The following is a 23,091-nucleotide window of genomic DNA, read 5'->3' on the forward strand; positions in this document are numbered from 1 at the left end:
TAAATCCTTATCTATGTCCTTCTACTCTAATTGCATAATCGTTTTCCACTCCAGTTCCTAACACTCCGACTTCCGATACCGGAATATCATTTCTAAATAGTACCGATGGCAGAGACATCTGATCTCTCTTAGACAATGTCATAAAATCCTGCCACCACATATCCATTAGTTTCTGGCAAGTCGGATTAAAATGTTCCCGCGCAATTATATTACATTCCAATAATCCATAATGCTTTGGAAAACCTATCTTTTTTAAAAATTCAATATGTTTTTCTAAATTTTCCTTTGTATCTTTTTTCATGGCTAAAATAGTATTGACCTCATCATACACACAATCTCTTTTTCCGTGTTTATGAATCGCCACTCCACAAGATCCTATTTTATTTACCATTTCCGTTAAATCTGTGATTACTTTTACATTTCCATCAATATATATAGAATATTTATAGTTTTTAAACACCTTGTCAGGATGCATTTTAAAATATCGGTTTTTTTCTGTATTGCTCAAGCCTTCTAAAGCACCTGCAAATTCTGTGATGTCTACGATTTTCCATTTTGAATTTTTCTGTGCTTTCACCGTATCCGAAATAATATAGTAGTCACAATTATCCGGACAGCAAACAGGTTCATTCACACCGTCATAATTTCCAAAAATACAAGTGTAAACTGCCACCCGTTCTGTACTGAAATAATTGGAACTGCGCGCTTTATCCTGTTCAGAAACCATTTTTATATGACTTTCTAATTTTCCCGCTCTTTTGATATTTCTATGCTTTTCAACATTCTTTTTTATTTCCGATAAATTCAAATGTTTTAATTCCTGTTTTAATTTGATAATGTACATACCGATTTTATATTCTTGTCCTCTGCGGATTTCTATATATTCTTTATTCATTTTTTTTAGCAAATCCATATGTTCCGCATATAATGTTTCATCTATATTGTTCCGATAATACATAATATTCTATATCCTTCCAATTAAAAACAACATCCTATATCCGATTTCTTCCATAAAAACCATTCGAAATCTTCCGTGCCAAAATACCTTTTGCATTCTTTTTTTTAATCCACTTTTACCTGAAAAAAGAGCAATCAGCTTTCTTTCCTGTTCATTCATACAGGCACTATACTCTTTATTTATGTAGTTAATAATATCTTTCATTTCATCGAAAGTATTTTTCTCTAAAAACAACATTTTGAACATCGAAAAATACCTTGAAATAAGATTACTTGGATTTGAATCATTTGTTGTTGCCCCAGAATGTCTACGGTATTTAGCACTTGGTTCTTTATTATAAATCACGTGTCCCGTTGCTGCGGCAAAAATCTTGATAAATATATCTTTTTTTTCAGTGTCACCCTGATTGTATAATTTCCGTAATGCTTCCCGAACAGGATTATTAAACATGTACGTCATTCCCAGCGGTTCCCCACCAAACAGAAAATCCTGAAGATTTAAGTCCTGTGTATCTTTTATTAAATGAGATGCAAATTTCGAATGCCGTACAAAATTCAGTTTTTCATCATAATAATCAACTGCTGTATAATACAGAAGCGGTTTATTGTTTTCATTCTCGAATTTTTCTAATTCTTTTACACCCTTCTCGATTTTGTCAGAATTCCACACATCGTCCTGGTCACAAAAAGCATAATAATCGGCTTTTTCTGATTCCAGCAATAATTTAATAAAACATTTCGGATATCTCAGCCCATTTTCATCATCGACATATATAATACGCTTTGATGACTCATTTTCTGCAATATATTTTTTTAAGATTTCTCGAGTATTATCTGTTGAACCATCATCTCTTATATAAATATCTATATTTTCATATGTCTGATTACATAAACTGTCCAGCTGCTCTACTAAAAAATGCTCACCATTATATGTACTCATTATAATATTGACTTTTTTTTGCACACTCATACCTCACTTATTCTATCGCCTCAAGCCAGTTACAAAATTCTTCTGCTGCCCTTCCTGTTTCTAAGTTTCCAAACTTTTCAAGATGTTTCTTTGATATTTCGATGCCCTTTTCCAAATCGACTTTTTCAATTTCCGCAGCCAAATCTTTATTATTTAAGCTTACCGGAAAACACCATTCATTTATTGGAATATATAACCCTCTTTCTTTGGAATATTTTTCTAAATCCGGCGCAAAAAGCAGTACATATTCACCCATTAAAGCGGCATCCCACATTACGGATGAATAATCTGTAATTAAAATGTTCGTTGCCATTATTAATTCCTGAATACTCGGATACTCTGTCATATTTTTAACATGTTCCAGCTTTTCAACACTGATATTACCTGCAAAATGATGCGCTCTGAACAGAATAAGATAATTCTGCCCAAATCTTTTTTGCATTGCACGATTCAATAATTCTAAATCAATTTTCGGAGCATCCTTCGCTTTTCCGTATCTCCATGTTGGCGCATACATAACAACAACTGCATCTTCTGCAATATTTAATTTTTTACGTACTTCTTTTTTTATCTTTTCAGCATTACCATTTATATAATCATCATTTCTTGGCAGACCATACTCAAGTATTTTCCCATTATATCCAAATTCTTTTGGTATACAAAACTCTGTAAAGAATCTGTTCGCTGATAAAAATAAACTTGTTTCCTTCGCATTCATAAATATCGTTTTTTTCATTATTTTGTCATTTGCACTTTCCATTAAAGCACAATTATTCAAATCCAATGCACTATGCCATGTATTAACATGCTGCTGTCCTTTACGAATTGGCTGCCAGGAATATGAGCCTATATTATTAATGCTGACTTTCGCAGTCGCCTCATAATAGAATCTCTTTATTGAGGCATATTTCACCACTTTGATTCCTTTTTCTTCTAAGAACTGAAACTTATCCGGTTCTTTAAATGTCCATATTATTTCATATTTATCCGGAAATCTTTTCAAAATTGCTTCTGTTATATATTTAGGATTACATGAATATTGTGTTCCCGTATAACTATTCAATATGATTCTGTTCTGTTTTATTGGAAAAATGTGCAATACTGTCATGAATACTCTCAATATTCTAATTTCCAACATTTTTTTTATAGATTTAAAACTCATGCCTTCTCTACATTCCCTTTCCTATTTCAACTCACCAATTCCGTCGTATTTTGTATTCATTACCTTACACTCATATATCTTAGCATCAATTAAATAACGATACCAGTATGCCTGTAAAAACGCATATATTTTACCTTCTTTTCCGTCTAAAAAGCCCAGCCTTATGTAATACCTATATAAATAATACAGGTGGGCCCTCATTCCCATTGGCAGCTTATAATAAATATTCATTTTTATCCATGTACGAATATTTCCCGCTTTCTTTTTCACCGAAATATTTTCAAAATAATCAACCGTTTCTCTTGAAGAATACCAGTTATGTTTTCCAATCCACCACTCTAAATTTTTAAAATCAAAATGCAGACTGTCTTCTTTCATCTCTATAACACTGCCCTTTGATAATACAATGTGTTCATCCATTGAACGGTCTTCAATTTCACCATCTGTCGTTTTATAACAGTTCATTTTTTTCCACGGATACACTCCGCCATGATATAAATCCTTTCCAAGGAAATTCTTCTTATAACGTAAAACAATTCCTGACACATCTGTATGATTATTCTGATCACATAATTTTTCAAGTTCTTTTGCTGATTCTTCCGTAAGCCGTTCATCTGCATCTATTCGTAAAGTCCAAACTGTATCTGCTTTGGCAACTTCGACACCATACATATACTGTTTTGCATAATTATAAAATTTATGCTGATATACTTCTACTCCTTCCGCTTTTGCGATCTCAACTGTTCTGTCCGTACTGAAACTATCAACTACTACGATTCTCTTTACAATTCCGCGAATAGATTTAATACAATCACCAATATTTACCTCTTCGTTTTTTGTCAATATAATTGCTGTTATATCTGCCATATTTTCATCTCCCACTTATAAACATTAATAACCGGCTTGGAATTCTCTTTTGAAAAATATTCCAATATATCCATGATAAACCAACCGTAACCATAAAGCACACTAACAGTCCTAGAATAATTAACAAACTATTGGTTCCAAAATATACTACTCTTAAATAAAACTTAACAACCAGATAATGTATCAAATAAAAGGAATAGCTGATTTTTCCCATAAAGAGTATACTCTTAGGAAAAGTTCTTTTTTCAAACAGTGTAACTGCCGCTATAAAAGTAAATGCAATTATTGCTGCACATATAATATTTTCCTTATAGATACAAGAGAATGTAATAAATACAGCAACACATATGCACAAAAACAATAAATTTGTCTTTTTCTCATTATTATCAAAACGTTTTGCATGTATCAGACTTCTAATTTTATCATCATATAACGCAACCAAAAAGCCAATTACAAAATACACCATATAAAACTGTCCATAGGCAAATGTTATTATATTGTCACCTCTGCCAATATAATTCCAACACATAACAGCGCCTATTACGATTGACATTCCATAAACTGTTTTCTTTTGAGATTTAAATATATAAAACAATATGTAATATACAATAAAAACTGCCATCTGAATTTCTAAAGTCCAGCCTACCGGTAAAATAGGGCAGCAAAATGGAATTCCTTGTGTTTTGTATGGAATTAAAAACATACTCATCAATAGTGATTTACTATTGATGTCAAATGTTTTAAATAATGATGGCGCAGCTATCCATGCCAAAAATATTAAAACAATAAGAAATTCATACGCTGGCAGCAATACAACAATTTTTTTTAATATAGAGCGCAGCAGTCCCGTTTCCTTTTTTGTTGTCTTAACCAGCAGATATGCACTAATAGCAAAAAAAAATGCCACACCAACTCCGCCAGATACAATTGGTATGTCAATTTTAACATTATTATTACTGTATTCGTTAAGATAATGTACTAAAAAAACTCCTAATAATGCTAAAAATCTTAAAAATTCTATTGACTGTATTTTGCCGCTTTTGCTGCTCATTTATAATCTCCTTTTTACATTTTATAGATTGAGTAACGTTTTCAGCCAGCTTTCCAATGAGTATTTCTTGTATATTTCATCTTCAATTTCCTGATAAGGGCTTTTGAAAAATACATTATTTGAATCAAATCCGCCATTATATACATAAACATTTTCCGGTCGGTAAAAATCATAATTCACAACATCTTCATTTGTTGTAATTATTTTCTTTTTTGCCCCCAGCATCTCAATTACACGAATAGTCAATCCATTTTGATTCGCTTGTGCAGAATCTAAAACGCACTTTGAATTTGTAACAATTTCATCCATCTGAGCACCATTTAATGCTTTAAAATTGAATTCTGAATACTTTGCATTTTTAAATTCTACATTTTTAATTTTCCTATAAATATATACAAGTTTTGATGGGAAAAAGAAATATATAAATTGTTTTGGAAAAACACCTTTTAATTCTAAAGCCATCTCTTTTACATATTTATACTTTTTAGGATGAGCCGTTCCCACAAAGCTTAAATCATATTTATATTCTTTTTTATGTTGTGTAGCTATTCGTTCATACCTCTCGCTATAAAACAGCGGCAGAAACTGAATATAGGTATCCTTCTGCACATCTTTTCTATCGAAAGAATAACAACGGTCAAAAAATTTGTGCATTCTTTCAATATACGGAAAGTTCTCAAGCGAATCCCACTGATAAAGTATAAATTCTGCCTGTGACTGTTTTTCTTTTAGTTGTTGTACCATTTCTTCGCTAAAAGAAAATGATTGTCCTGATATAATCAGCACTTTATCATATTTTTTACCTCCAATTATCTGCATCACATTTTGAAAATACTTTTCAATAAATTTAGAAATAAAATTCTTATTGATTCGAATAATTGCTTTCACAAAACTATTTGAGCTTGGTCTGTCATCAAACCAGTCCGCTTCAATTCCCATTTTACCAAGCTGCTCACAAATAACCTGAGGATAATCAAAAAAATTTGGAGAAATTACTAATACTCTCATTTATACTCCGTTCTTCTTTTTCTATTATTTAATATCATTGTTATCTTTCCCGCATCTCCCCATATTGCTTTTGAATCATATGGTCTGTCAGGAAATGCCCCATAATTCAAATGAATATCGTATCCATTCTCCTGAATATATCGTTCAACCCTGTCTGCCAGTTTTTCAGGCCAGCCTTTACAGATATTAATAATTCCGCATATTTCTTCCTGTTCCACTGCTGCTGCAACCTGAAGACAGAAATCATCATAATTAATAAAATCAAATTGGTTCTGCCCCAATGTAAAAGGAAATTCCTTTTTACCCGCATGCGCCGCCTGTGTAATTTTAGAAAAAATAGAACTTCCACATTCTGAATTTCCTACAATATAGAATCCTCGTAACCACTGATAGTTTATATGATTTTCTTTTGCAATAAGTTTTACAATATTTCTCAGGGCATCCTTACTAATTCCATAATAGCTTAACGGTCTGCACACGGTTTCTTCATTCACACTGCCTTCATGAAATCCCACTTCGTGCATACTTCCCATTACAACAATCCGTTGAATACCACTTTTAGAAATTTTATTAATAAAGTCAACATGTTTTGGTAAATCATTAATATGATTCATTGAATTATGAACAAAACCATCTCTCCATGCCATGTGCAGTACAATGTCCGGTTTTCCAAAATATTCATATGGCTCATCAATTTCAAATAAATTTGCACATCTGATATCTGCTCTTTCGTCAATATAATCCGCCTTGAAATCTGTTGCAACAACTTCTACTCCGTCATCAAGCAGTTGCTTAACAACTCCCTGCCCTAAATATCCATTTGCACCTGTAACCAAAACACGCATTGAACTATCTCCTTATTCACTCCACTAAACTATTTTATAAGTATCTCTTTAATGCTTCAACTAAAATTGCATTGTCTTTTTCATCACGGACTGCCAGACGGATATAATTTTTCCCGTCAAATCCCTTCTTTGTGGATAAATCTTTAATCAGAATATTCTCCTCTAAAAGGTCTTCTGCCAGTTTACGGCTTGTAACACCGGAAGTCACTTCGCACAGTACGTAATTTGCCTGTGTCGGCAGCACTCTTAAACCGGACAATGCCTGTAAATCCTTGATGTATGCAGCTCTTGTCTGCTTGAATTTTTCAATTGCCTTGGCATAGTCCTTTGCATATTTTTCATAAATCTGAAGATAAAATTCTGCAAAAGAATTGATATTCCAGATGGCAACATCTTTTTTCATCTCTGCAATCAGTTCCTCATCGCTGCTTGCAAGTACACCCAGACGCAGTCCCGGCACACCATAAGATTTTGAAATACTCTTTACCACAATCAGATTCGGATTTGCTTTTAAAATTTCTGCATCTAATAATGTCGTCGTTTCTTCTTCATCGACAAAATCCACAAAGGATTCATCAACAACAAAACGAATATTTTTCTTTTCACACCACTCAGACAGCTTTAAAACATCTTCCCGTCTGATATAATTTCCTGATGGATTGTCCGGATTAATCAGTGCCAGCACCTCAATATCCTTATCCTCATAGAAATCCATCAGATTTTTAGCAGTATAACGGAATTCGTCATTGGTTACAAAATACGGAACAACATCTTTTTCTGCCTTTCTGTTCGGATACTCCTGAAATGTAGGAAATGCCATGCCAAGTCTGCCTGTAAAACGCTCCATCAGGGACTTGATCAGTTCTGCTGCGCCATTTCCAACAATCACCTGACTTGCATGCAGTCCGAAAATCTTTGCGGCAATCAGACTGTTTACACCCATTCCTGACGGATATTCACCCAGCAGGCGTTCAAAATTGGTCTGCATTTCAGAAACCAGCTTTTTATTCGGAAAATACGGATTTACCAGATAACAGAAGTCTATCAGCTTCGGATATCTCCAGTAACCGCCAAAACGTTTCTGCATTTTCTCCAGCTTTTCTTCTTTTCCGGCAAGCAGGGATTCTGCAATATCTAAATCCTGCACATCATCAATTTCATACCACTTTTCACCGTTTAACTTAACCGCTTTAATTTCCAAATCACCTAAAAATGTGATTACTTTTAATACCTGTTCATAGTATTCGTTCAGTCCCATTGCATTACAGTATGCTTCCAAAAACGGTACGTAATATTTTTCCGAGAAATTTTTGCTGAACTTATAAAGATTTACTGTCTTGTAATATTCATCTGTCTTTGTAAAATCAAATTCACGTTTGCTGACAAATGACGTAATATTGTCGTCTTCATCAACCGTAATACAGGTTCCGTCCATCCAGCTTTCAAACTTATCTACCAGCACCAGTGACGGATACGGCGTGTCTACAAGCTTTCTGATAACTGCTTCTTCATATACAAGATCGGATTCCAGTAATAATGTATCATCCTGTAACAGGTATTCCTTTGCCAGATATAAAGAATAAATGTTATTGGTCTTATCATATACGTCATTGACAACATACTCTACCGGTGTCTTTAATCCCAGTGAATTAACATAGTCCATCAGTTGCTGTCCTTCATATCCTACAACAAGCACAATTTTGTTTAAATTTAACTTTTCAAGGTGCATCAAAGTCTTATGAATCATCATCTCACCATTTACTTCAACCATGCACTTTGTCGCATTACTTGTTAATTCCTTTAATCTTTTGCCCATTCCGGCAGCTAAAATAATTGCCTGCATTATTTTCTCCTTACTTTTAACAATCTACCACTATAAATTATTGATTATAAGCACTCGTTTCTCATCCCCCCTGAAACACTGCCACAACCGTTCTGCAAAGTATCTTCATATCCAGTCCGAGGCTCCAGTGGTCGATGTAATCCAAATCCATTTTTACAATTTGTTCAAAATCTTTTACCGTACTTCTGCCATACGCCTGCCACATGCCGGTAATGCCCGGTTTCATGGACAGTCTGCGCTTGTGGTGTCCCTGATACTGCTTAAATTCATTCACCGTTGGTGGACGTGTACCCACAAGGCTCATATCGCCCTTTAATACATTAATAAACTGCGGCAGTTCATCAATACTGGTCTTTCTGATAAACTTTCCGACCTTTGTAATACGCGGGTCGTCTTTCATCTTGAACATCAGTCCCTGCATTTCATTCTGTGCCATCAGTTCTTTTTTACGTTCTTCTGCGTCCATATACATGGAGCGGAACTTGTATACATAAAAATACCGTCCGTTCTTTCCGACACGTTTCTGCTTAAAAAATACCGGTCCCTTAGATTCCAGCTTGATTGCCGGGACAACAAAAATCATGGCAACTGCCATAATGCAGAGTCCAACGAGCGAACCGACAATATCAATCGCCCGTTTAAATGCCAGTTCCTTATAATCATAGAAACGGTTGGCAAATGTCGCAACCGGAATATTGCCGAGCTTTCCAAGGCTCATATCAAAGTCCTTATAATTTTCAAGCGTATTTAAGTGCAGATGAACAACCACACCCATTTCTTCCAGTTCCATCACAAGGGATGTGATTTTTTCCATCCGGGCAGTGTTCAGATCAATATACACCTCGTCTACTATCCCGCCTTTTATGTATTGAATCATGTCATGTACATCTGCTACAACCGGTATGCCGTTTATTTCCGTTCCACGCATATCCCGGTCAACAATAATAATGCCTGAAATCTGCTTTGTTGTATTCCATTTTTCAATTTCTTTTAATCCATCCACACGGTCACTTGTCGTAATTGCCACCACCCGGTTTACGGATTTTCCAAGCTTTGCATGGCTTAAAATGGATTTTCTCACGATTCTTCTAATAATAAATGCCAATATAACATTAAACACAACCACCAGCACGTAGACCCCTCTCGGAAACTGCTGGTTTGTTCTTTTTAATAATTCATAAATGGCAATAATACATGCCATTATAACGTTCAGATGTACTACCGCTTTTAGTTCTTCAAATTTTCCCCTCTGTAAAAAATCATTATTCTTTGAATAGAATAAAAACGCAAGCATATAGGATACCACTACTGATACCAGACTGTCCCCCATCTGAGAAAAATAGACCGGTATTGATACATTTTTCCACAGTGCCAGCCAAAGATACCCGGCGATATAATAACTTGCAATTAATCCGATGATATCTGTGATAAACAGAAGGGCGTTTTGAACTTTTTCTTCTCCCTGATTCATCTTTTATCCTCAACTAATTTTTCTAATCTGTAGGTATTTTTCCTATCTTTTCTATATTATCCCAACTCTTTATTCTTGTCAATTGTATAAACTGCCTTGTCTGCAACAATTTTGCGGCTGTTTTCATCTGATTTTCCCAAAATGCAAAGGGGTGGGCATACTTATACCCCCCCCCCCTGCATTTTTTTTGATACAATTTATTTCAGATAGATGATGTACAATATCTTTTTCCCCTACCAAAACCCCTTCCGGCGGAATAGCCACAGCAGCAAAACCAGTACCAGCGCGCTGATTCCTGCTGCCATCGGATAACCGTACCGCCACGATAATTCCGGCATATAAGAAAAATTCATGCCGTACCAGCCGGCAATCAGTGACAGCGGCAGGCACACCGTTGTTACTGTCGTCAGTATTTTCATAATGTGATTCTGGCGGATTCCCAGTTCCGACTGATAAACCTCCTGTACCTGCACCGCATACTCCCTAAGCACCTGTGTTTCTGCGGCAAGCCGCTGTGCTTTTTCTTTGATTCTTGCAAAATAAGCCGTGTGTTGTGCATCCAGAACAGCATTTTCATTTTCTTCCAGCGCAGCTGCGATTTCAATGAACTGGCTGTAATAACGGTAAAACTGAAAAATTTTCTTTTTTACCTGTAACATACTGCTGTTAAAATCCATTCCGCCCGCACGAAACACTTCTTCTTCTAATACGGATAACGTCCTTTCCAGTTTTTCCATATACTGCAGATCATCTGCGGTCATTGCACCAAACAGCTCATACAAAAAACGTTCTTTGGTATAGGCTTCTTTATGAAGAAACGTATTTATAAGTTCCTGCACTTTTCCGGCTGAGCCTGTATATTGTATACAGACAATTTTTTCTGCTGTTATAAAAACTGCAAAATGCCACGACACATTCTTTTTTGTTTTTTCCGGCACATGCCATTCTATCAGCGTATGGCTTTTATCCTGTATCACCCTACACCCGCGGATATATTCCCCTCCGCTGCATCCACAGCAAAACTGTCCAAATGACTGGCTGTTTTCCAGTTTATGCGCATCGATTACTGCAATTGTATCTTTTTGTTCCCAGAATTCATCTTCACAAACCGTTTTCAGACCGGACGATACAATCTGATAAAACACGCCATCCTGCATACTGGTCTCCATTCCCCTGAAACTCATACTCCCTAAGCTCCTGTATCATACAGCAACAGTATTTCCCCTTTTCCGGTGTTTTAACCGCAAAAAGACGGCAAATACCGTGCATGGTACTGCCGCCTTTACAACTCTAATTCTGCGCTTTTTAAGCGATAACAAATCCGTTCTGTACGGTATATGTCTTTCCATTATCCGCTACGGTTCCCGAATAATCATAAGCAATGATTCCGTTTCTGTAATACCAGCTGCCATACTCATTGGATGCGATTCCTGTATAATTTAAGTCAAGCAGCCCATTGTTAAAGTACCACCAGCCGTATTCATTTAATGCCATTCCTGTATAACTTAAATCCAGTGCGCCGTTGGTCATGTACCACCAGCCGTATTCATTTAATGCCATTCCCGTATAACTTAAATCCAGTGCGCCGTTGGTCATGTACCACCAGCCGTATTCATTTAGTGCCATTCCTGTATAACTTAAATCCAAGGCGCCGTTGGTCATGTACCACCAGCCGTATTCATTGGACGCCATTCCCGTATAACTTAAATCCAAGGCGCCATTGGTCATATACCACCAGCCGTATTCATTTGCTGCCATTCCCGTATAACTTTCATCAAGTGTTCCATCGTTAAAATACCACCAGCCGTATTCATTGGATGCCATTCCTGTGTAATCTGCCTGAATGACATCATCCTCTACAACTACCCAGCTGTCAGAAGTAACATCTCCGCCATTCGCAAACCAGTATCCCAGTTCTATGCCTTTTTCATATACGGCATAAGCCTGCGCACGGTATCCATATCCGTTCAGATGAGTGTTATCAATCCAGTAATTTCTTAACTGTAACGAAATCAGCCCCTTTTCGGCACGTTCCCTGTCCTCGTCTGTTTCATCCAGTCCGTTAATTGAAAGCCCGTTTTCAATCAGATACTTTCTTGCCGTAACCACGTGTTCCCCAAATGCATCTTTTAATGCTGCCTCATACCATGTATCCTGCATACCCGGTTCATAACCGCTCTCTCCCCATATCTGGTCGGTATCATTGGGATCATCTGTCGAGCTGATGATGATATAATTAGAACAGTCTGCCTCATCAAGCATATTCTGATACTGCTCAATTAAATCATCCATATTCTCCCATGTTCCGTTATCCCCCATCTCGATAATCATGATGTTACCGGACTGATCTCCGTATTCTGCACTACGGTCTACGATTTCATAAGTGTTTTCCCCGCTGACACCAAAATTATTGACCGGAAATCCCGTCAATTCTTTTAATACCCGCGGATAAGTTACACCGTTTCCGCCCTGTCCCGCTGTCATCGAGTCACCCCAGCAGTTAATCAAAAAGCGGTGATAAAAGGTCATGCCGGAAAATCCCGCTGCCTGCGCTTTTTCTGTAAAACAGCCAAATGCTGCTATCATCCCTGCTATTGCGGCAATCCATACAACTGCCTTCTTTTTTCGAAATATTTTTTTCACTTGTATCTTTTCCTTTCTTCTTTAAATCCCTGCTTAGGCATTTGCAAAAATCTGCCTTCTTATTAATATACGAATTCCTTCCCCGTAAAGCTTTCGTATTCTGCAAATGATAACACAACGCGGTTTACGGTTCAATATCCGCTGTAAATACCTGTTAATTTTCTTGAGAATTCCTTGTTTTTACGGTATACTGTACATAACAATATAAATATTATTTTAGTATATCTGCAAAGGAAAATTTACAATGGATAAGCTTGATTCAAAACCACTTTTTAACATTGTGTCTGGCATTACAATTTTATGTATTATCGTAGGCAGTCAATGGTATTTATGTCCTGATATTATAACCCGGATTATTTTCACTTTTCATATTCCGGTCTTATTTATTATCAGTGGATATTTTTTAGAAATTAAAAGCACCCGGCAGACACTGCTTTATACTTTCCGCACTTTGATGATTCCGTATTTTATTACCTGTGCGGTCATTATTGCTATTATGGCAGTCCGTATTTTTTTTACAGGATCCGGTTTTACAGAGTCTTTTCATGAGCTGCTGTTATGGGTATGGGCAGCCTTTTACGGCTCCGGTGTGGATTACTTTACACCTGCATATATCCGCATGATCGGCTCGCTGTGTTTTCTTCCGGCATTATTTTTTGCCGTTAATATTACACATTTGTGCCTGCGTACCCGGTATGCCGTCATCGGCATTGTACTGACTGCACTTGCCGGTTTTGCTACCAGCCGGATTTTCTGGCTTCCTTATAGTATCCAGACTGCTATGACAGGAACCATTTTCGTATTCTGCGGCTTTATGCTCCGCGAAAAGAATATCCTTGCCAGATTAAAAGAAGCACCTTTTATTCCGGCTGTCTGTTTTGTTCTTTCTGCGGTATACATCGCCAAAGGCGGCGGCAGGTTATTCATGGTAAATAACAATTACGGCTATGGCATCTGGGACTGGCTGGCTGCTTTTTGTGCCTGCATTTTTCTTTTTTATGCAGCAATGCTTATTGAGCAGCACTGTCCACGGTTAACCGCCCTCGGAAACCGGATTGGTTCGCACTTTATGCTTATTTTTTGTCTGCATTTAACCGAACTGAACTGTTTTCCATGGAGTTCTTTACTGATCTGCTTCAATGAACACCGGATAACAAATACTTATGTACAGTCTGTACTGTTTTTTGTAATCCATATCCTGCTGATAACCGGCGGACTGCTGATATACCTTTTACTCCGGCGGCTGCATCCTGCCGGACACGGGAAAAATACACTGACCACAGAATCCGGTGCAGCTCCGGTAAGCAAACGCGTAGAATGGGTTGATATGGCAAAAGGCACCTGTATTCTGCTTATGCTTTATGCACATATGCCAATTGACAGCAATATCCGCCAGATTATATTTTCTTTCCATATGCCGGCTTTTATGCTGTTAAGCGGCTATTTTACCAAAAACTGTTCCTGGAAGCACTTTTTTAAAAGCACATGGAAAGGGCTTCTTCTGCCTTACTTTGGCATTGAAGTACTGGTTGCATTTGTCCGTGTATGGCGCCAATGGCTTTATGTCGGAATCAGCATGGATACAACCGTTTCACTGTTACGCATGCAGGCAAAGATTGCACTGTTTGGCATGAGTTACTCGTCTTCTGTTTTTACGGACATTGGCAGTGTATTTGTTATCTGGTTTGTAATCTGCCTTTTCTTTGCCCGGATGCTTTTTATTGCCATTTTAAAGCTTTCACGCGAAAAAGAAGCACTTACATGCATTCTGGTGGCTGCCGTCACCATCACCGGCTGGTATATCGGCACGCATGTTGCATTTTTACCGGAAAGTTTTGATGTTTCCATGACCGCAGCTGCGTTCATTTATGCCGGATATCTTTTAAACAAATATTCTGTCTGGCAATATTTAAAACGCTATCCTTTAAGCATTGTGCTGACCGGCTGTATCTGGCTTTTGCAGATACAAAAAGGCGGAATTGAATTATCCATACGTTCCTACCCGCTTTTTCCACTGAGTCTTGCCGGTGCTGTATGCGGAACGGTCATTTTATGCCTGTGCTGTCAGATGCTCAGCCGTTACACGATACCGACGGCGGTTTTGAAGTTTTTTGGCAGAAACAGCCTTGCTGTTTTAGGCATTCACTGTATTGAAGCACAATTTATCCACTGGGAAGGACTTCTTTTGAATGCAGATGTTTTTATGCAGTTTTTAATGCGTATGATCTGTATTTGTGCTACGCTGGTATTGTGGATTGCCATAAAAACATTTTTTCAATCTGTTATTTTAAAAACTGCCAGGTGACGGTTTTTTAAAATATAAATTTATTTACTAAAGGAGGATTTCTATGAAGAAAGCAGTACAAAAAATGTGTGCAGCTTTTATTGCTGCATTTGTATTTGCGCTTTGCCTTTTTGCAAAACCAAATACTGCACAGGCTGCCGGCGGCGGCTGGCTGTACCTGAATCCTGTGGACAATACCTGGTACTACTATGTAGACGGTGTCGTTGATACATCCTACACCGGTCTTGCCCAGAATGACTTTGGCTGGTGGTACGTATCCAACGGTACAATTGACTGGAATTATACCGGTATGGCTGCCAACGAATTCGGATGGTGGTATGTTTCCGGTGGTACAATTGACTGGAATTATACCGGCATGGCTGCCAACGATTTTGGATGGTGGTATATCACCAACGGTGTATTAGACTGGAATTACACCGGTATGGCTGCCAATGATTTCGGATGGTGGTATATGACTAACGGTGCCTTAGACTGGAATTACACCGGTATGGCTGCCAACGATTTTGGATGGTGGTACATCACTAACGGTGCCTTAGACTGGAATTACACCGGTATGGCTGCCAACGATTTTGGATGGTGGTATATGACTAACGGTGCCTTAAACTGGAACTACACCGGTATGGCTGCCAATGATTTTGGATGGTGGTATATCACCAACGGTGCATTGGATTTAAGTTTCCACGGCATCGGCAGTAACGCATACGGTTACTGGTACTACAATAACGGCGTAATTGATTTTAATTTCAACGGCGAATTCACTTTTAACGGTATGACTTATGATGTTACCGGCGGTTTTGCCGTTCCGCGTGAAGACATTTTCCGTGTCGGCAATGCTGCTACAGGAGAACTCACCGGCGGCGTGTATATGATCCGCAGCAACAGCAATCCAAACTATGCCCTAACAGTAGAGGAATCCGCTACTGCAGAAGGCGGCTACAATCTGGTAATGTCTAAGATTACCGGCGCGAACAGCCAGAAATTCCTTGTTGTTAAAGATGAAGCCAGCTCAACCTACTGTTTCATGTCCCTTGCTTATATTGATGCCAACGGAGATGATGCATCACACAAGTGGCTGATTAATTCTTACAACCACGGCTGGGGAACCAATGCTTTTACAGACAATGTACAGGTTACTTCTGATTCCGTAAACGGAACAAAGAACTGGACGGTTACTGAAACTTCTGCAGGTGTATATACGATTGCTATTGCGCGTACGGATTATACCTTCTACATGACCAGCGAGGATAATTCCAATGTAGGAACCGCTTTATGGTCTAATGCAGGAACACAGACCTTTAACTTTGTATCTCCGTATACACAGATTCTTGCTGACGGTGCTTATACCATCGCTGCTTCTGATAACACAGCTGCGATGCTTTCTGCAAAGGATGCTTCTGTAAAAGACGATACACCGATTACACTGGCTGACGCTTCTGAAGGTTCTGAACAGTTATTCTATATCAACTGTATTGATTCTTCAAAGGGTCTTTATAAAATTAAAAATGCCAATTCACAGCGTTTTGTGTATACAAAGGGTTCTATTTCTATCGGCACTGCCGTAATGCAGGCGCAGGGTACTGATAATATTGACCAGACATGGTATATCCAGAAAAACACAAACGGCACTTACAGTTTTATTTCCGCAAACAGCTATCAGTACTTAACTTTAAGCGGTGCAGCTGCTTTTGGAACTTCACTGCAGCAGGCCATCGGACATGATACTTCTGCCCAGCGTTTTGTTCTGACACCAAAATCCTTTGGTCAGGAATCTTTAACAACCGGTATTTACTCTTTCGGTAATAACAATTACCGTATTTCTTCTTTAGGAAACGGCGTTTATACCGTATATTCATTAACACAGAACGGATTCTGTGCAGCAAACGGTAATGGTTCTATGTATTTTGCGGCATCTTCTGACGCTGCGGAAGCAAAATGGCTGGTAACAAAGACTTCTGACGGATATGTTTTCCAGTCTGCCGCACATCAGACTTATATGACATCTGATGCAGGCTTAAGCAGCAACGCAGAAAATATTTCAATTTCTGATCTGAATGCTTCTGTAACGGATTACAGCGTGAAATACGATTTATCTGCACTGAATGCGCTGGATTCCTTAAACGGCATCCAGGTTATTTCAAGATTACACACATTAGGACTTTCCCGTTCTGACCTTATGAACCCGGAAGCCAATATGACTTCATTGAATACAAATATTCAGAGTGCATTAAGCGGATTACCTACACAGACTGTACAGTATACCGGAACTGACGTAGACGATTTAAATCAGTTCTTACAAAACAACACCGGAAAGATTGTACAGCTTACACAGGACATTCAGGTGTATAAGAACACCAATGGTTCTTTTGGTATTATCATGGTTCCATCTGATACAATTTTAGACGGAAACGGTCACAGCCTTGTTATGAAAGCCGGTTATACTGAAGCCCCTGATGTCGGTGTTGTATTATATGTGTATAAAAATGGTGTAATTCCATCCACAAACTGCGGCGTAAAGAATTTATCTACCGACATTCCTTATGTAAACAGCATTAATGTATTCAGTGCTGACAATATTCTGCTTGAAAACAATACATTAAATAATGCTACTAAGAGCGGTATCATGATTTCTGACGAATACGGTTCAACCGTAAACGGAATCATCCGCGGCAACACCATTAACAATGTCGGCGATGACGCTATTGCCGTTTATGGCAATCATTCAAACCTTTTGATTGACAGCAACCGTATTTCAGGTGCAAAAGGTTTTGCAGGTATTGCAATCAGCTGTCTGCAGAACGGTCAGCAGATCCGTGTTGATAACGAAACAACCGGTCCTCATGATATCATTGTAACCGGAAATGTTATTTCAGGCTGCAGCGGTGAAGCTTTATACTGCATCGGTTCTTATAAGACATATATCACTTATAATACACTGCGTGACAGTATCCTTGAAGGCGTATGCCTTGACAGCGGCTGTATCGGCAACTACTTTGCCCACAATGAAGTTGTAAACAACGGTATTGCAGGCGGACTCCCGGGTGTATCTATTGATAATGGTATTTACAATATTGTTGACAGCAATAACGTCTATAACAACAGCTGCAGTGGTATTAAACTGGTTCGTACCGGTCTGGGTAATATTATCGTAAACAATATCTGTACGGATAATGCATACAACCAGATGGGTGCAAAGAGTTCCGGTATTGATATTGAACCGCTTGCTGTTGAAACCGAAAACCTCGGTTATATTGATGGTTTAGGAAGCAACTGGAATGTTGTTTTAAATAATACCGTAACAGGTTCACACGATTTCGGTGTATTTATTGCCGATGATGATACTGCAAATAACGGTGGTTCTTCTTGTGAAAATGTCATTATGTACAATAAGTTCTCATCAGCCTATACATTTGGCGCTGCAGATTTCTCATCTATGAGCAGTACTGTAAAAAACAATATTACTTTAAACTAGCTCCCATTCAAACACAGCGCTTATTATCGGGCGCACCTAAAAAAGGCAGCGGCTCTACAATAATTGTAAAGCCGCTGCCCCTTTTTTTACTTCTGTTTCTTTTGTTTCTTATATATGCCCTGCACTCCGTTGATACATAAAACAACAACCACAATAAATATTGTCCTTAAAATAATGGTTGTCAGTCTTGTAACCGGCACATGGCATTTCACTTCTATAAAATCCCACGAAAGAATCAATATTTCAAATAAATGCACACATAAGATTTTCATGCTGTTCTTTCCAAACCAGGAAAGGCATCTGCTGATTCCCGGAATTTTATCCAGTTGTATGGCAAGCTTCATCGTCATGACACTTCCTGCAACTGCACCGAATAAAACGACGAAGTTTGGCACGGCACGGATTACCATATTAATCCCGCCCGTATGGGAAGCATAGACCCATACAATTACACAAAGAATCCAGCAAATCCACGGAAGCTTTCCCTGCTCCCATATCCGGATTTTTTGGAGCAGATAGCCGATATAAACAAATAAAATTGCAAATCCGCCCACATCTAAATTCGTTGGAATCCAGATATACTGTCCTACAATATAAGAAACTGCCGAGATTCCTATGATTAAAAACGCTCTCTGCCATTCCTGCCAGTTCTTTGTATAACGAAATACTACATGTATAATAATGTCACTCCAGAAAAACGCCCATAAAAACCAGATTGCACCGATCATCCAGACTGTAAAGAACCATTTACTTCCATCTACACCATATCCAAAAACTGCACCAATCATCGTATTTAAGCACAAATTCCGGATATTCTGAACCGTCCAGCCCTGTAAGTACGCACTGACTGCCCTTCCAAGAATTACACATATACTCGTAATGTAATATGGGACAAGCAGCTTTTTAATATTGCCTGCAATGGTTTTTTTGATACTCTTTTCGCGGAATAACAGTCCTGAAGCAATGAAAAATAATGGCATATGAAACGCAAAAATATAATCATTTACCTTCAGGCCAATCAGCGAATGTCCGAGAATCACCAGATATATGGCAATTCCTTTTGTAACATCAATCCAGCTTATTCTTTGTTTTGTTTTTTCCATCTTTAAAATCCATACCAGAAGTTCATATCAACATTACCTTCTATACCGTTTACATGTCCGGTGCTTGTATACTGCCACATAATCCAGTCACCTTCCGGAACCTCAGATGTATCTTCTTGATACCATGCGAGCCACTTATAAGCCTGAATCTCACTCTGGATCAATACATTCTGGAAATAATTCCAGTTAGCATACACACCGGCAGTATAACCTGCGCGGCTGACTCTGTCCATTACAGTGACTGCTATACGGGTAATCAGTTCCCTGCCCTCTGAGCTGTACGGATCAATATTATATTTGTTATAATATTCTGTATCTTCGATATCAATATACACACCCAATACCGGATTAAATCCCTGTAACATTCTTAAAATATGATTTGCTTCGCTGTTTGCCTCATCTTCATTGACTGCATACGAATACAGATATACGCCATACGGAATACCTACGCGTTCGCATTCCTGCATATTGCGTACTGCCCATACATCATCCTGATCTGTATCATCATTACCGTAACCGACACGGATAATGGCAAATTTAATCCCATCTGCTTTTACGGCATCCCAGTCAATTTCTCCATTGTGCTTTGATACATCAATTCCGACGGATGACTTCTGAAGCGGCGTTGCCAGACCATTTTTAACAATATATGTAATTCCTACATAGGTATATTCACCGTCATAATTATAATTAATTGTACCGTTTTCAAAATACCATGAACCATAGCTGTTTGAAGCAACACCCGTAAAAGTGCCATCGACTCCGCCGCTGCTTACATACCACCAGCCATACTCATTTGCTGCCATTCCATTATATGTAAAGTCAATTGTTCCGTTCGAAATATACCACCAGCCATACTCGTTATCTGCAAGGCCTTCATAGCTTCTGTCAAGGAAACCATTTATCAGATAGTACCAGTTTCCATCATAAACAGTCATTCCGGTATAATCTCTGTCTAAGACACCATTTGTCACATACCACCAGTCATATCCTAACTGTGCCATGCCTGTATACGATAAATCTACAGTACCGTTATCAACATACCACCAGCCATACTCATTATATCCAAGTCCGGTATATGAAAAATCAATTTCACCAGCATTTATATACCACCAGCCGTATTCATTTAATGCAAGACCGGTAAAATCTGTATCTACTTTATTCTGATTCAGATACCACCAGCTGCCGCTTGCATTTACCATGCCATTGTAACTGAAATCAATTGTGCCATTGACTACATACCACGGTTCACCGTTTACATCAGCAATACCCGTATAAGATAAATCCAATGCACCATTGTTCATATACCACCAGCCGTATTCATTACATGCCATTCCGGTATAATCCCAGTCAATTTCACCATCTGTCAGATACCACCAGCCATATTCATTAACAGCCATCCCGGTATAAGAATTATCACGCTGTCCAGCGGTATAACATACCCATTCATCATTTTCCATCTGGAGCATATGTTCTGCCGCCTGCGCGCTTACCGGATGCAAACTAAAGCAAAACATAAACAACAGTGCAGCCACTGCGCCTACGAATGTCTTTTTCATCTTACCTCTTTTCCGCATGAAATATCGCAATTTCCATGCCCGTCAAACACTATCTACATTTTCCCTTTATGTAATCAGCGTGCATACAAATTGAGGATCTCCTGGTCCATAATATTGTTTGGCATACTGTTAAACATATTACTGTGGCACTCAATTGCATACCACTCACTGCCAAGAATCGTATTGTCAAATACGTCATTACAATAAGATTCCACTGCTAAAAACACACCGGCATAATTGCTTCCCGTCACTATATTTCTGCATACAATATTTTCATAGGAAGCTGTAAAGTCCAGTCCTTTAACCGGTTCATCCGGCGTACTTTCATGTCCAATTTCAATTCCAAAGAAATGGAAATCATCACTTTTTCCTTTATTATTATCTGATACAGAATTTTCCATAATAATATTGCGGTATGCGGAACGCACCATCTTCACACCGCTTCCGTAATTCTGCGTAACATTGTTATTGACAATCGTATTATATGCCGAATTATCAATCGAAATGCCCGGAAGCTTTGCCGGTGACGAACCGTCTGAGAGACGTCCAAACGTCGTTACAAAGTCCGCTTCTAAATCTTCATCGGACTGTCTTAGACGTCCGCCGTTTTCTTTGACAATATTGTTGCTGACATACGCACCGAATGTACCGTAATCCAGACACATACCCTCTTTATCATTCTGATAAATAATATTTTCAACAATATAAATCTGATATGCCCCATCGGAATAAATACCTGATGAATTATTATGTTTTACATTATTCTGATATAACACAATATCATGCGGCGTATCTAACAGATTGTATAAATGCTCATCTTTAAATTCATTGTATGCCGTGTAGTAATCGTCAATTTCCATCGAAGTCATGACAATCCCGGCTGTCAGGTTTCTGGTGCCGTAATTATCAACGACATCATTTCCTGCAATAATACCATTACTGATATTTCCATTCAGAAAAACTGCGCCGTTACCATTATACGAAACCGTATTGTTTCTGATTGTGAAATTCTTGTTTTCACCCATCATAACCAGTCCCTTATAAAGAGCATTGGAAATGGTACAATTTTCGATTGTAAATGTATTGCTTCTGATAATATAAATACCGTACTCATAACAGCCCGCTGTCAGATTCAGGTTATACAGTGCAAAATTCGTACAGTCTTCTGCAATTACTGCCTGTGCCACGCGGTCATCCGTGCTTCCTGTAAATGTAACTCCTGCTGCATCCAGCGCAATACCGGATTTCATGCTGATTGGTTCATCCATCCGTACCGTACTGCTCTCAATTGTAATATATGCATCCGTACTCTGTGCAATCAGGGTATTTAACTGGGAAGCTGTGCTTCCTGTAAAGGAAATTTTATCTGAAAATGTATTTTCTTTCTGCATTGTGTCTGAAACCCGGTTGTATACATTTTTCCAGTTGAGTTCCGGTGTTTCAAAGGACGCCGTATCAATACCGAGCTTTTCAATCTTTTGTAACACCTGAAGATTCCCCATATATTTTTTTGAATCTTCTGCTGCCATTCTCGATAATGCCGGAAGCTTGTTGGCTGTCATAATGCTGTAACAGTCTGACGGTGATATTTTCATTGCTGCACCGTCCACGTCATAGTCCAGCAGTTGTACCGCTTTATCATAAGCCTGCTGCTCTGCTGCCTCCTGTGCATCAATCACTGCTTTCTTACGGTTATAAGCTTCCTCCTGTGCCGCCGCGGTATCGGGATTTGCCGGCTTTTGTCTGCCGGATTCCCAGACTGCCACAATGCCGATAACCGCAAGGTATACAATCACCGCCGCAATAATTATCCTCTTTTTATTTCTTCGCTTCTTCAA

The 23,091-nt window shown here is 38.4% G+C and carries 16 protein-coding genes; 2 read left to right on the forward strand and 14 right to left on the reverse strand.

Annotated elements, in window-relative coordinates; all coding sequences use genetic code 11:
* Positions 1-7: 7 nt before the first annotated feature.
* From WMO37_RS09910 to WMO37_RS09960, 11 genes are all read right to left on the reverse strand, one after another.
* Positions 8-913 carry a glycosyltransferase domain-containing protein gene (locus WMO37_RS09910; RefSeq protein ID WP_349154906.1) on the reverse strand — a complete coding sequence of 302 codons (906 nt, stop codon included), beginning with the start codon at positions 911-913 and terminating at the stop codon, positions 8-10.
* Between the two features lie 51 nt (positions 914-964).
* Positions 965-1,921 carry a glycosyltransferase gene (locus WMO37_RS09915; protein WP_349154907.1) on the reverse strand — a complete coding sequence of 319 codons (957 nt, stop codon included), beginning with the start codon at positions 1,919-1,921 and terminating at the stop codon, positions 965-967.
* 13 nt (positions 1,922-1,934) lie between these two features.
* The gene (locus WMO37_RS09920; RefSeq protein WP_349154908.1) at positions 1,935-3,089 is read right to left on the reverse strand and encodes a CDP-glycerol glycerophosphotransferase family protein; all 1,155 of its coding nucleotides are present in this window, start codon (positions 3,087-3,089) and stop codon (positions 1,935-1,937) included.
* Positions 3,090-3,110: 21 nt separating this feature from the next.
* Positions 3,111-3,956 carry a glycosyltransferase family 2 protein gene (locus WMO37_RS09925; RefSeq protein WP_349154909.1) on the reverse strand — a complete coding sequence of 282 codons (846 nt, stop codon included), beginning with the start codon at positions 3,954-3,956 and terminating at the stop codon, positions 3,111-3,113.
* A 4-nt stretch (positions 3,957-3,960) separates the two neighbouring features.
* Positions 3,961-5,007 carry an acyltransferase family protein gene (locus WMO37_RS09930; protein ID WP_349154910.1) on the reverse strand — a complete coding sequence of 349 codons (1,047 nt, stop codon included), beginning with the start codon at positions 5,005-5,007 and terminating at the stop codon, positions 3,961-3,963.
* 21 nt (positions 5,008-5,028) lie between these two features.
* Entirely contained in the window at positions 5,029-6,015 is a 987-nt protein-coding gene (locus WMO37_RS09935; protein WP_349154911.1) for a WaaS/CpsH family glycosyltransferase, read from the reverse strand.
* On the reverse strand, positions 6,012-6,860 hold the full coding sequence (locus WMO37_RS09940) for an NAD-dependent epimerase/dehydratase family protein (protein ID WP_349154912.1): 849 nt from the start codon (positions 6,858-6,860) through the stop codon (positions 6,012-6,014). Before WMO37_RS09940 ends, WMO37_RS09935 begins: the two co-directional genes overlap by 4 nt.
* Positions 6,861-6,894: 34 nt before the next feature.
* Positions 6,895-8,703 (reverse strand): aminotransferase class I/II-fold pyridoxal phosphate-dependent enzyme, encoded by a 1,809-nt coding sequence (locus tag WMO37_RS09945; RefSeq protein WP_349154913.1) that lies wholly within the window; start codon positions 8,701-8,703, stop codon positions 6,895-6,897.
* A 61-nt stretch (positions 8,704-8,764) separates the two neighbouring features.
* Positions 8,765-10,174, reverse strand: coding sequence for a sugar transferase (locus WMO37_RS09950; RefSeq protein ID WP_349154914.1), 1,410 nt, complete (start codon positions 10,172-10,174; stop codon positions 8,765-8,767).
* A 233-nt stretch (positions 10,175-10,407) separates the two neighbouring features.
* The gene (locus WMO37_RS09955; RefSeq protein WP_349154915.1) at positions 10,408-11,358 is read right to left on the reverse strand and encodes a magnesium transporter CorA family protein; all 951 of its coding nucleotides are present in this window, start codon (positions 11,356-11,358) and stop codon (positions 10,408-10,410) included.
* 121 nt (positions 11,359-11,479) lie between these two features.
* Positions 11,480-12,817 (reverse strand): SGNH/GDSL hydrolase family protein, encoded by a 1,338-nt coding sequence (locus tag WMO37_RS09960; protein WP_349154916.1) that lies wholly within the window; start codon positions 12,815-12,817, stop codon positions 11,480-11,482.
* A gap of 244 nt (positions 12,818-13,061) precedes the next feature.
* On the opposite strand from WMO37_RS09960, the gene WMO37_RS09965 reads away from it, so the two are divergent.
* Positions 13,062-15,122, forward strand: a complete 2,061-nt coding sequence (locus tag WMO37_RS09965; protein ID WP_349154917.1) for an acyltransferase family protein — start codon at positions 13,062-13,064, stop codon at positions 15,120-15,122.
* A gap of 43 nt (positions 15,123-15,165) precedes the next feature.
* Positions 15,166-18,591: an RICIN domain-containing protein gene (locus WMO37_RS09970; protein WP_349154918.1), complete on the forward strand. Its 3,426-nt coding sequence runs from the start codon at positions 15,166-15,168 to the stop codon at positions 18,589-18,591.
* An 86-nt stretch (positions 18,592-18,677) separates the two neighbouring features.
* Here WMO37_RS09970 and WMO37_RS09975 read toward each other — a convergent pair whose 3' ends face one another.
* The 3 genes from WMO37_RS09975 to WMO37_RS09985 form a co-directional block, all read right to left on the reverse strand.
* Entirely contained in the window at positions 18,678-19,694 is a 1,017-nt protein-coding gene (locus WMO37_RS09975) for an acyltransferase family protein (protein ID WP_349154919.1), read from the reverse strand.
* A gap of 2 nt (positions 19,695-19,696) precedes the next feature.
* The gene (locus WMO37_RS09980) at positions 19,697-21,253 is read right to left on the reverse strand and encodes a glycoside hydrolase family 25 protein (protein ID WP_349154920.1); all 1,557 of its coding nucleotides are present in this window, start codon (positions 21,251-21,253) and stop codon (positions 19,697-19,699) included.
* A gap of 74 nt (positions 21,254-21,327) precedes the next feature.
* Positions 21,328-23,091, reverse strand: a complete 1,764-nt coding sequence (locus WMO37_RS09985) for a right-handed parallel beta-helix repeat-containing protein (protein ID WP_349154921.1) — start codon at positions 23,089-23,091, stop codon at positions 21,328-21,330.

It is taken from the genome of Lachnospira intestinalis (assembly GCF_040095895.1).
Classification (GTDB): domain Bacteria; phylum Bacillota; class Clostridia; order Lachnospirales; family Lachnospiraceae; genus Lachnospira; species Lachnospira intestinalis.

Coding starts and splice junctions, on each gene's coding strand:
- WMO37_RS09935 (WP_349154911.1), bottom strand. CDS start 6,015: ATGAGAGTATTAGTAATTTCTCCAAATTTTTTTGATTATCCTCAGGTT.
- WMO37_RS09970 (WP_349154918.1), top strand. CDS start 15,166: ATGAAGAAAGCAGTACAAAAAATGTGTGCAGCTTTTATTGCTGCATTT.
- WMO37_RS09925 (WP_349154909.1), bottom strand. CDS start 3,956: ATGGCAGATATAACAGCAATTATATTGACAAAAAACGAAGAGGTAAAT.
- WMO37_RS09945 (WP_349154913.1), bottom strand. CDS start 8,703: ATGCAGGCAATTATTTTAGCTGCCGGAATGGGCAAAAGATTAAAGGAA.
- WMO37_RS09910 (WP_349154906.1), bottom strand. CDS start 913: ATGGATTTGCTAAAAAAAATGAATAAAGAATATATAGAAATCCGCAGA.
- WMO37_RS09975 (WP_349154919.1), bottom strand. CDS start 19,694: ATGGAAAAAACAAAACAAAGAATAAGCTGGATTGATGTTACAAAAGGA.
- WMO37_RS09950 (WP_349154914.1), bottom strand. CDS start 10,174: ATGAATCAGGGAGAAGAAAAAGTTCAAAACGCCCTTCTGTTTATCACA.
- WMO37_RS09920 (WP_349154908.1), bottom strand. CDS start 3,089: ATGAGTTTTAAATCTATAAAAAAAATGTTGGAAATTAGAATATTGAGA.
- WMO37_RS09965 (WP_349154917.1), top strand. CDS start 13,062: ATGGATAAGCTTGATTCAAAACCACTTTTTAACATTGTGTCTGGCATT.
- WMO37_RS09955 (WP_349154915.1), bottom strand. CDS start 11,358: ATGAGTTTCAGGGGAATGGAGACCAGTATGCAGGATGGCGTGTTTTAT.
- WMO37_RS09930 (WP_349154910.1), bottom strand. CDS start 5,007: ATGAGCAGCAAAAGCGGCAAAATACAGTCAATAGAATTTTTAAGATTT.
- WMO37_RS09980 (WP_349154920.1), bottom strand. CDS start 21,253: ATGAAAAAGACATTCGTAGGCGCAGTGGCTGCACTGTTGTTTATGTTT.
- WMO37_RS09940 (WP_349154912.1), bottom strand. CDS start 6,860: ATGCGTGTTTTGGTTACAGGTGCAAATGGATATTTAGGGCAGGGAGTT.